Annotated in this window: 11 protein-coding genes; 2 read left to right on the top strand and 9 right to left on the bottom strand. The window is 40.3% G+C overall.

Features of this window, described 5'->3' with window-relative positions; genetic code table 11:
• The 3 genes from ahpF to ACTJJH_RS16785 form a co-directional block, all read right to left on the bottom strand.
• Window positions 1-1,115 (bottom strand): alkyl hydroperoxide reductase subunit F (gene ahpF, locus ACTJJH_RS16795; RefSeq protein ID WP_440601487.1); only part of this gene is annotated, 1,115 nt, incomplete at its 3' end.
• A gap of 180 nt (window positions 1,116-1,295) precedes the next feature.
• A complete protein-coding gene (locus ACTJJH_RS16790; RefSeq protein ID WP_000501457.1) occupies window positions 1,296-1,817 on the bottom strand; it encodes a chromate transporter in 522 nt (173 codons plus the stop codon).
• Complete coding sequence (locus tag ACTJJH_RS16785) at window positions 1,817-2,377, bottom strand: chromate transporter (RefSeq protein WP_075382834.1); 561 nt, start codon at window positions 2,375-2,377, stop codon at window positions 1,817-1,819. Before ACTJJH_RS16785 ends, ACTJJH_RS16790 begins: the two co-directional genes overlap by 1 nt.
• Before the next feature lie 101 nt (window positions 2,378-2,478).
• Here ACTJJH_RS16785 and ACTJJH_RS16780 point away from each other — a divergent pair, with 101 nt between their 5' ends.
• A complete protein-coding gene (locus tag ACTJJH_RS16780; RefSeq protein WP_032034736.1) occupies window positions 2,479-3,381 on the top strand; it encodes a LysR family transcriptional regulator in 903 nt (300 codons plus the stop codon).
• A gap of 57 nt (window positions 3,382-3,438) precedes the next feature.
• Here ACTJJH_RS16780 and arsH read toward each other — a convergent pair whose 3' ends face one another.
• From arsH to ACTJJH_RS16760, 4 genes are read right to left on the bottom strand one after another with little or no spacing between them, the layout of a single operon-like run.
• Window positions 3,439-4,152: an arsenical resistance protein ArsH gene (gene arsH / locus ACTJJH_RS16775; protein ID WP_130625504.1), complete on the bottom strand. Its 714-nt coding sequence runs from the start codon at window positions 4,150-4,152 to the stop codon at window positions 3,439-3,441.
• On the bottom strand, window positions 4,139-5,185 hold the full coding sequence (gene arsB, locus ACTJJH_RS16770) for an ACR3 family arsenite efflux transporter (RefSeq protein ID WP_064784404.1): 1,047 nt from the start codon (window positions 5,183-5,185) through the stop codon (window positions 4,139-4,141). The genes arsH and arsB overlap by 14 nt, the downstream gene beginning before the upstream one ends.
• 10 nt (window positions 5,186-5,195) lie before the next feature.
• Window positions 5,196-5,669 carry an arsenate reductase ArsC gene (locus ACTJJH_RS16765; protein WP_032034728.1) on the bottom strand — a complete coding sequence of 158 codons (474 nt, stop codon included), beginning with the start codon at window positions 5,667-5,669 and terminating at the stop codon, window positions 5,196-5,198.
• A gap of 4 nt (window positions 5,670-5,673) precedes the next feature.
• On the bottom strand, window positions 5,674-6,003 hold the full coding sequence (locus ACTJJH_RS16760; RefSeq protein ID WP_032034726.1) for a metalloregulator ArsR/SmtB family transcription factor: 330 nt from the start codon (window positions 6,001-6,003) through the stop codon (window positions 5,674-5,676).
• A gap of 84 nt (window positions 6,004-6,087) precedes the next feature.
• Here ACTJJH_RS16760 and arsC point away from each other — a divergent pair, with 84 nt between their 5' ends.
• A complete protein-coding gene (arsC, locus tag ACTJJH_RS16755) occupies window positions 6,088-6,516 on the top strand; it encodes an arsenate reductase (glutaredoxin) (protein WP_032034724.1) in 429 nt (142 codons plus the stop codon).
• 68 nt (window positions 6,517-6,584) lie between these two features.
• On the opposite strand, the gene ACTJJH_RS16750 is transcribed toward arsC, so the two are convergent.
• The gene (locus ACTJJH_RS16750; RefSeq protein ID WP_000784879.1) at window positions 6,585-6,746 is read right to left on the bottom strand and encodes a DUF1427 family protein; all 162 of its coding nucleotides are present in this window, start codon (window positions 6,744-6,746) and stop codon (window positions 6,585-6,587) included.
• Window positions 6,747-6,802: 56 nt separating this feature from the next.
• Entirely contained in the window at window positions 6,803-8,677 is a 1,875-nt protein-coding gene (locus ACTJJH_RS16745; RefSeq protein WP_440601486.1) for an amidohydrolase, read from the bottom strand.
• Between the last annotated feature and the right edge of the window lie 23 nt (window positions 8,678-8,700).

Here is an 8,700-nt window from a genome sequence, read left to right as displayed (position 1 = left end):
ATTGCTGCTTCAACACCTGAGTTACCGCCACCAATCACGGCAACACGTTTACCTTTGAACAAAGGACCATCACAGTGTGGGCAGTACGCAACACCACGGGTACGGTATTCTTGCTCACCTGGTACATTCATTTCTCTCCAACGTGCACCTGTTGAAAGGATCACCGTTTTCGATTCAAGTTTTGCACCGTTTTCAAGTTCAACTTCAACCAAGCCATTTGCAGTCTGGTTGGCACCCGTGATTTTGCTAACACGTTGCAGGTTCATGATATCGACATCATATTCACGAACATGGGCTTCCATCTCGGCAGCAAACTTAGGACCTTGTGTCTTTTGCACAGAGGTGAAGTTTTCAATGTCCATGGTGTCCATGACCTGACCACCGAAGCGTTCAGCCACAATACCTGTGTTAATACCTTTACGTGCCGCATAGATTGCTGCTGTTGCACCCGCAGGACCACCACCAATCACCAATACATCAAAAGCATCTTTGGCATTGAGTGCTGCTGCATCTTTTTCAGCTGAGTTGGTATCAAGTTTCGCTACAATCTCTTCAAGGGTCATACGACCTTGGCCAATGTGTTCGTTGTCTTGGAATACCATTGGCACAGCCATGATTTTGCGTTGTTCCACTTCATCTTGGAAGAATGAACCGTCAATCATGGTTGCTGTGGTGTTCGGGTTATAAATGGCAATCAGGTTAAGCGCCTGTACCACGTCCGGACAGTTATGACAGCTTAAGGATACAAATACATCAAAGTTTGCTTTGAGGTTTAAACTTTTAATCTGGTTGAGCACTTCATTTGACACTTTAGGTGCATAGCCAGACACTTGTAACAGCGCCAAGATCAAAGACGTAAACTCATGACCCATAGGTAAGCCTGCAAAGAACACACGAGGTTGTTCACCTGCTTTAGCCACACCAAAGCTTGGACGACGTGTATTGTTACCGTCAAAACGGGCTGTTACCTTGTCAGAAAGCTCAGCGATTTCACTTACCAACTCTTTAATTTGAGCTGCTTTGTCTGATTCATCTAAAGCAGCAACTAATTCGATTGGACTTTCTAGACGTTCTAAGTAAGCTTTTAATTGAGTTTTAATGTTTTGATCTAACATCTGTTTTTACTCCAATGCATCCAAATTCTTTCAATAGATGCATAGTACGTGAAAACATAAAATAGGTGAAACAGTATGTTTTTATAGATTTAATCGGTTTTTTAGATTTAATTATTATTTACTTCAAATTAAAAAAAGCCAACCTGAACTCATCCAGCGCAGGTCGGCAAACTGGTTAAACTAGAGTAAGACCACACCAAATACAGCCCCAGCAATCAAGACATGTAAAGGATGAACCTTTTTAATTAAAGATAATAAAGTTGCAATGACTACCATAATAATGAGTAAAGTATTTATGGCAGCTGCCTCAGAAATAATCCACGCACTGGCAAGTACAGTTCCCACAGTGACAGGTTGTAAAGCAAGCTGTAAAACACGGCGCCATTTCTTATCTTTAAATTTTGACCAGCCTCTCATCACAAATACAGTAATAAGAGACGAAGGTAAAAATTTAGCAGTAGACGTTACAAGTAGACCTGACAATCCTGCTACATGCCATCCCACCAAAGGTACAATCATCATGTTCGGACCAGGGGCAGCTTGAGCCATGGCGAACAATGCACTGAATTCTTGTGCCGTCATCCAGTGATGAATATCAACTACTTGGCGTTGCATCTCAGGCAAAATTGTATTCCCTCCACCGAATGCAATAAGAGACAATTGAGTAAAAATGATCGCTAAAGTAAGTAGAACTGCACCCATTACACACGTCTCCAAATGATAGCTGAATAGAATGCCAACAAAATCAGCATGGTCACAAGTAATGGAACTTTCAGAAAAGCTATACTGATAATTGCAACGAGAACTACGCAAATCGCTAATGGATTACGTAATAATGGCTTAAGCATTTTCAAACCTGTTGCAACCAGAAGTCCAGCTGCCGCCGCCGCTAAACCTTCGAAAAGATGCTTAACCATTAAATTATCTTGGAACTGCTCATAGACATAATGTAAAAGTACAACAATTATCGTAGGTGCAAGGATCAGACCAATGATTGAGCTCACTGCCCCACGAACACCGCGAAACTCCATGCCAATCGCAACCGATAAATTAATAATATTGCCGCCTGGTAAAAATTGACACAGACCAAGTAACTCAGTGAATTTTTCAGGGCTTAACCACTGTCTCTGCTCTACAATAACTTTACGGGCTAAAGGCAGCACGCCACCGAATCCAATTAAACCTAATGTTAAAAAACCTAAAAATAACTCTGTGCAGGTCGGGACACTCTCCTTCTGCACAGCAATCTCAACATGGTTCATTTTCGTTACTTTTCACTTTATCTGACCAAGATAGAATGATACTTTTGTGATATATCTACAAATGCTTTTATTTTCACTAACCATACCCTAAAGGTATTCCTATGCTAGATTTACATAAGCTTCATGCCTTTGTGGTGGTAGTAGAAGAAAGAAATATCACACATGCCGCAAACCGATTATTTATTCAACAGCCGCCTTTGACGCGTTTACTCAAAAAGCTTGAAGAAGAACTCGGTGCACAGTTACTTATTCGCCAGCCTCGTGGCATTGAACCGACTGAAGCGGGTTTAGCCTTATTTAAAGAAGCACAACTTTTATTAGAACATGCCAAACATATTCCAAAATTAGTCCAAGATGTTAGTCAAGGTAAAACTGGACAACTCAATATTGGTTTTACAAGTTCCGCAGGTTTGCATCCGCTCATTTCATTAGTATTACGGTCATATCGAGAAATATATCCAAAGGTACTAACCAAACTTGAAGAAGCAGGCAGCCAAAAACAATTAGATCGATTAATCTCAGAGAAACTTGATATCGCTTTTTTAAGAGCGCCAATCAGCCGTGATATTGGGCTAAAGCATCTTCATATATTAGATGAGCCAATGGTAGTGGCATTGCCTATGGGCCACCCACTTACACAAAAAGAAAAAATTAGCTCAAATGACTTATCAGATGAAAATTTTGTTTTATACCGTCGTTCTTCAGGACAAGGTTTATATGACAATATTTTATATAGCTGTTATCAAGCAGGCTTTAGTCCACGCATTATTCAGGAAGCACCTCGTCCTACTGCAACATTAAATTTAGTCGCTGCTGGAATTGGTATAACGATTGTGCCAGCCTCAATGCATAACTTTTGGGAACATGAAATTGTATATCGCGAGTTTGATAATTCAATGAAACTAAATGCGCCTCTTTACCTGATTACTCGGGAAAATGAGAGTTCTGCCAAAGTTTCAAACTTTATTGAACTATTACAAAAACTTTTGCCCACAATGGCCTGAATGTAAAAGCTAAACAATAAAAAGTGCCCCGAGTGGAGCACTTTTTTATGAAACTGTTTATTTTTGATTTACTCGTTTTGCCAGCTCTTCTGCCGACTCTTTACGCTCAGAGTAGCGATCTGTCAGGTATTGTTTTTGCCCACGTGTTAATAAAGTGAACTTATACAACTCCTCCATAACATCAACGATTCGGTCATAGTAAGAGGATGGTTTCATACTGCCATCTTCTTCAAACTCTAAAAAGGCTTTAGCAACTGAAGACTGATTTGGGATGGTAATCATGCGCATCCAACGGCCTAAAATACGCATTTGATTGACCGCATTAAAGGACTGTGAACCACCACTAACTTGCATGACTGCTAAGGTTTTACCTTGAGTTGCACGAATTGCTCCGGCTGCTAAAGGAATCCAGTCAATCTGGGCTTTTAAAATTGAACTCATCGCGCCATGACGTTCGGGTGAACACCACACCATACCTTCTGCCCAAGCCAAAAGCGCGTGTAATTCTTGGACTTTCGGATGATCTGTTTCTGCATCCTCAGGTAAAGGTAAACCTTTAGGATGAAAGATTTTGACTTCAGCACCTAAGTATTCAAGGATTCGACCAGCAGTCAGCACAGCAAAACGACTATAAGAACGTTCACGATTAGAACCATATAGCAATAAAATGCGAGGTGGATGCTCAAGCTGCTGCGCTTGCACTTGCTCAAATGTAGGTTTATCTAGAAGATCTAATACTACATTTGATAAATCATTATTAAGACTGTTCATCTGAGAAATACTTTTTCTTTAACCAAAGAGAAACGGTAACGAGTGAAATTAAAACGGGAACTTCAACCAATGGTCCAATCACTGTGGTAAATGCCACAGGTGATGCCAAACCAAATGTTGCAATGGCAACCGCTAAAGCTAACTCAAAATTGTTACCAGCCGCAGTAAACGAAATAGCAGTGGTACGTGGATAGTTATTCCCCATACGTTTACTCATAAAGAAGCTAATAAAGAACATCACCACAAAGTAAATCGTCAGTGGAATTGCAATACGTAATACATCTAAAGGCAAGCTCACCACATCACCACCTTTTAGACTAAACATAGCCACAATGGTAAAAAGTAAAGCAATTAAACTAATCGGGCTGATTTTTGGTAAAAATTTAGTTTGATACCATTCCAACCCTTTCGACTTGACTAAAATCAAACGCGTCAAGAACCCCATTAAGAATGGAATACCTAAGTACACCAAAACCGCATGTGTGATAGTCCAAAAATTCACATCAATGACTTGCCCTGCCACACCAAAATACGGAGGTAAGAAGGTTAAGAAAAGCCAGGCGTAGGTACTAAAGAACAAAATTTGGAAAATACTGTTAAAGGCAACCAAAGCTGCAACGTATTGGTTATCACCACAAGCCAGACCATTCCACACCAAAACCATTGCAATACAACGTGCCAAACCAATCAAAATCAGGCCTGTCATGTATTCCGGATAACTATGCAAGAAAACTATAGCAAGTACGAACATTAAAACTGGAGCAATAATCCAGTTCTGTACCAACGATAAAGTTAAGGTTTTCTTATCTTTAAATACTTCTGGTAACGTAGCATAATCAACCTTTGCTAAAGGTGGATACATCATCAAAATTAAGCCGATTGCGATCGGAATATTAACGTTATCTACACTCATTCTGTTCAAAGAAACCGAGGCTTGAGGAAAGAACACCCCAATTGCCAAACCTAAAGCCATGGCAATAAAAATCCATAGCGTCAGGTTACGATCTAAAAAAGAAAGCTTTTGCTTAGTCATCTCGGCTCTCTCACTCAATATGAGAGATTTCATTAATCTCAGCAATTAAATGTGAACGGCTTAAGTTCGGAACATCAAGTGCAAACAATGCATCTAAACGACGGTTGATATGATCTACAGTCTCTTGGAATGCTTTAAGCTTTTCTTCTTTTGGCAAGTCCAAATGAGATGGATCACTTAAGCCCCAGTGTGCTTTGATTGCGCCACCTAAATAAAGTGGGCATGCTTCTTGTGCAGCAGAATCACAGACTGTAATCACAACATCTGGTTGATACTGTTCGCAGTCATCAATAGTTTTACTCCATAACCCATCTGTTGAAAGACCTAAGTTTTCAAGTGTTTCAATGGTTAATGGATGCACCTGCCCTGATGGTTTACTGCCTGCGCTATACGCTTTCCAATTTTCTGGTGCACGACTATTAAATAAAACTTCTGACAAAATGCTACGACAACTGTTTCCAGTGCATAAAAATAAGAATTTCATGGTCTTACTCACAATAGGTAGAAATAGAAGAAAACTTTGAAGATGATTGATTCACTAAACTTTCATCTTGGTTTCCTATAGTTTTCAAAACTTCAACAGCCCAATTTGGTAAATCTGGATTGACGCTGTAATACACCCATTGCCCCTGTCGTGCATCAAGTAAAATGCCATGAGTTCTTAATAAAGCTAAATGTCTGGAGATTTTCGGTTGGCTCAACTCAAGCTGTTCTGTTAGCTCACAAACACAAATATTTTGTTTGCTCAGAACTAACTTAAGAATGTTTAACCGAGTTTGGTCAGATAGACATTTAAAGAAATCGATTTGGTTGATCATATCTTCAACAAAATATATTCGTTATTGCAAATATACGGATATCCATATATAAATGCAATATCTTAATTTGATAATAAATTTACCATGACTGAGCTAGTGAAAATTTACCATAATCCTGCTTGCGGAACCTCACGCAATACATTGGCGCTTATTCGTCATGCTGGGTTTGAGCCTATCGTTATTGAATATTTGCAAACACCACCAAGTAAAGATGAATTGATTCAACTCATTAAGGATTCAGGCTTAACTGTACGTGAAGCAATTCGTAAAAATGTTGATCCCTATAAAGATTTAGAGATAGAACAAGATCATTGGACCGATGAACAGTTAACTGATTTTATGGTTCAGTACCCAATTTTAATTAATCGCCCATTTGTGGTTACACCAAAAGGCACACGACTTTGCCGTCCTTCTGAGATTGTATTGGATATTTTAGATGTAGAAAACTTAGGCTATTTTGTAAAAGAAGATGGCGAAGTGATCATTGATGAGCAAGGTCGTCGTATAAAGTAATTGAAGATATTTATTAATATAAAAAACTAAATGGCATGGCACCATTTAGCTTTTTTGAATGAAACAGATTAAAAATAAGACTTGATGAAAGGAAGCAGTTGCTCTCCTATTACCATGCCTAATAAACCAACTAATGCAACAAGAGGTGGAGCTGGTGACTTAACATTTAAAACATAATATAAGACACCAACAAGCAACCCTACAGCCAAAGATAACAAGTACATTTTCATCGTACATACCTTAGAGAATCAAGCCATTTAATCAGCAGGTTCCCATACTGTTTTATTTAAAATGCAAAACACGAGCACCCAAGTGCGCCCCAGAAAGACTTTTTGTCTTTATCATTTACAGGAAGATCAAGCATCCAAGCGTGACTGTGTCCATGCATTCCACAGCTGCTAGCACATGCACACAAAGCACTTTGTGACTGTAATGATTGATTGGAAGGAGCATTACGGTTTTCAGATAACCGCCACTGACCACCGAAGCGTTTTACCGGCGACCATGTTGGAGATGCTGGCGGTAACGGCGGATCGTCTTGCTTAAACTCTGCCCCTGCATAGACCACTTTGCCACCTAAGACAGTAAGTACAGACTCAATCCACTGGATATCCTCAGCTTCTACTTTAAAGTAGTCATCAGACAATACCACCAGATCACCAAGTTCTCCTGCTGTGAGTGAGCCCTTAACATCTTTTTCACCAGAGAACCAAGCGGAACCTTTAGTCCAGAGTTTGAGTGCTGTCTGACGGTCTAATAGATTTTTTTCCTCATACAAAGGTAATCCACCCACTGTTTTACCCGTACTCAACCAATATAAACACACCCAAGGGTTATAAGAGGCAACACGAGTCGCATCTGTTCCCGCACCCACAGGAACACCGAGTTCTAACATTTTCTTAACAGGTGGCGTTGCCTGAGCAGCCTCAGCACCATAGCGTTTTACGAAAATCTCACCTTGATATGCCATACGGTGTTGAATGGCAATACCACCACCCAACGCACCAATACGTTCGATATTACGCTCAGATACAGTTTCGGCATGGTCAATAATAAATCGTGTCGCAAATGGTTGTTTTGAATTGACGCGCTCAAATACATTCAGTAAGCGATTAATACTTTCATCATAAGTTGCATGAATACGGAATGGCCATTTCTTTTCAGCCAAGTGCTCTACAATAGCTTCGAGCTCACCTTCCATTTTTTCTGGTAAATCCGGACGTGGCTCATAGAAGTCTTCAAAGTCCCCCGCTGACCAAGTCAGATTCTCGCCTGCTCCATTCATTCTAAATAGCTCATCACCATCGCCCGGAAATGTCATTTCGGTCCAACGGCGATAATCATCAAGCTCTTGGCCTGCCTTTTGAGCAAATAGGTTGTAAGCAATACGTACGGTCATTTGATTTTGATCGTGTAATTGCTTAATCACATCATAATCTTCAGGATAATTTTGACCGCCACCGCCCGCATCAATTGCTGAAGTAATACCTAACCGGTTCAATTCACGCATGAAATGTCGAGTTGAATTGACTTGATCTTCAACTGGCAATTTCGGTGCTTTCCCTAAGGTCGAATACAAAATCATAGCCGATGGCGTAGCAAGCAAGAGACCTGTTGGCTCACCTTTTTCATTTCGTACAATCTTGCCGCCAGGTGGGTCCGGTGTGTCTTTGTTAAAGCCCAATACATCAAGTGCAGCTCGGTTCAACAAAGCACTGGCATATAGATGTAAAACAAAGACAGGAGTATCTGGTGCAGCTTTATTAATTTCTTCTAAAGTCGGTAAACGCTTTTCGGCAAACTGGAATTCAGTCCATCCGCCTACGACACGAACCCATTGTGGAGCTGGAGTATTGTCTGCTTGTTCTTTGAGTAAGCGTAACGCATCGGCAACAGATGGCACACCTTCCCAGCGCAGCTCCATATTGTAATTTAGGCCACCACGAATAATATGCAAATGACTGTCGTTTAGACCTGGTATAACGCGACGGCCATTTAAATCTACAACTTTACTTGTTGGAGTTGCGAGTTTCATTACCTCATCATTTGTACCCGTGCGTAATACTTTACCGTCTGCAATCGCAATTGCTTGTAATTCGGGGTTCTGAGGATCTAGTGTTGTGATTTTACCGTTTATGAGTATGAGGTTTATTTCGGTCATTCTGAACTCCATTCTTGTGAATT

It is taken from the genome of Acinetobacter sp. 22301, assembly GCF_052045285.1.
GTDB lineage: Bacteria > Pseudomonadota > Gammaproteobacteria > Pseudomonadales > Moraxellaceae > Acinetobacter > Acinetobacter pittii.
Note: the sequence above shows the minus strand (reverse complement) of the source record. Positions and strands in the feature narration are given on the sequence as shown.

What these genes read in the sequence shown, in the direction of transcription:
- arsB (WP_064784404.1), bottom strand. Translation starts at nt 5,185, where the DNA reads ATGACTAAGCAAAAGCTTTCTTTTTTAGATCGTAACCTGACGCTATGG.
- ACTJJH_RS16760 (WP_032034726.1), bottom strand. Translation starts at nt 6,003, where the DNA reads ATGATCAACCAAATCGATTTCTTTAAATGTCTATCTGACCAAACTCGG.
- arsH (WP_130625504.1), bottom strand. Translation starts at nt 4,152, where the DNA reads ATGAACAGTCTTAATAATGATTTATCAAATGTAGTATTAGATCTTCTA.
- ACTJJH_RS16745 (WP_440601486.1), bottom strand. Translation starts at nt 8,677, where the DNA reads ATGACCGAAATAAACCTCATACTCATAAACGGTAAAATCACAACACTA.
- ACTJJH_RS16785 (WP_075382834.1), bottom strand. Translation starts at nt 2,377, where the DNA reads ATGAACCATGTTGAGATTGCTGTGCAGAAGGAGAGTGTCCCGACCTGC.
- arsC (WP_032034724.1), top strand. Translation starts at nt 6,088, where the DNA reads ATGACTGAGCTAGTGAAAATTTACCATAATCCTGCTTGCGGAACCTCA.
- ACTJJH_RS16765 (WP_032034728.1), bottom strand. Translation starts at nt 5,669, where the DNA reads ATGAAATTCTTATTTTTATGCACTGGAAACAGTTGTCGTAGCATTTTG.
- ACTJJH_RS16750 (WP_000784879.1), bottom strand. Translation starts at nt 6,746, where the DNA reads ATGAAAATGTACTTGTTATCTTTGGCTGTAGGGTTGCTTGTTGGTGTC.
- ACTJJH_RS16780 (WP_032034736.1), top strand. Translation starts at nt 2,479, where the DNA reads ATGCTAGATTTACATAAGCTTCATGCCTTTGTGGTGGTAGTAGAAGAA.
- ACTJJH_RS16790 (WP_000501457.1), bottom strand. Translation starts at nt 1,817, where the DNA reads ATGGGTGCAGTTCTACTTACTTTAGCGATCATTTTTACTCAATTGTCT.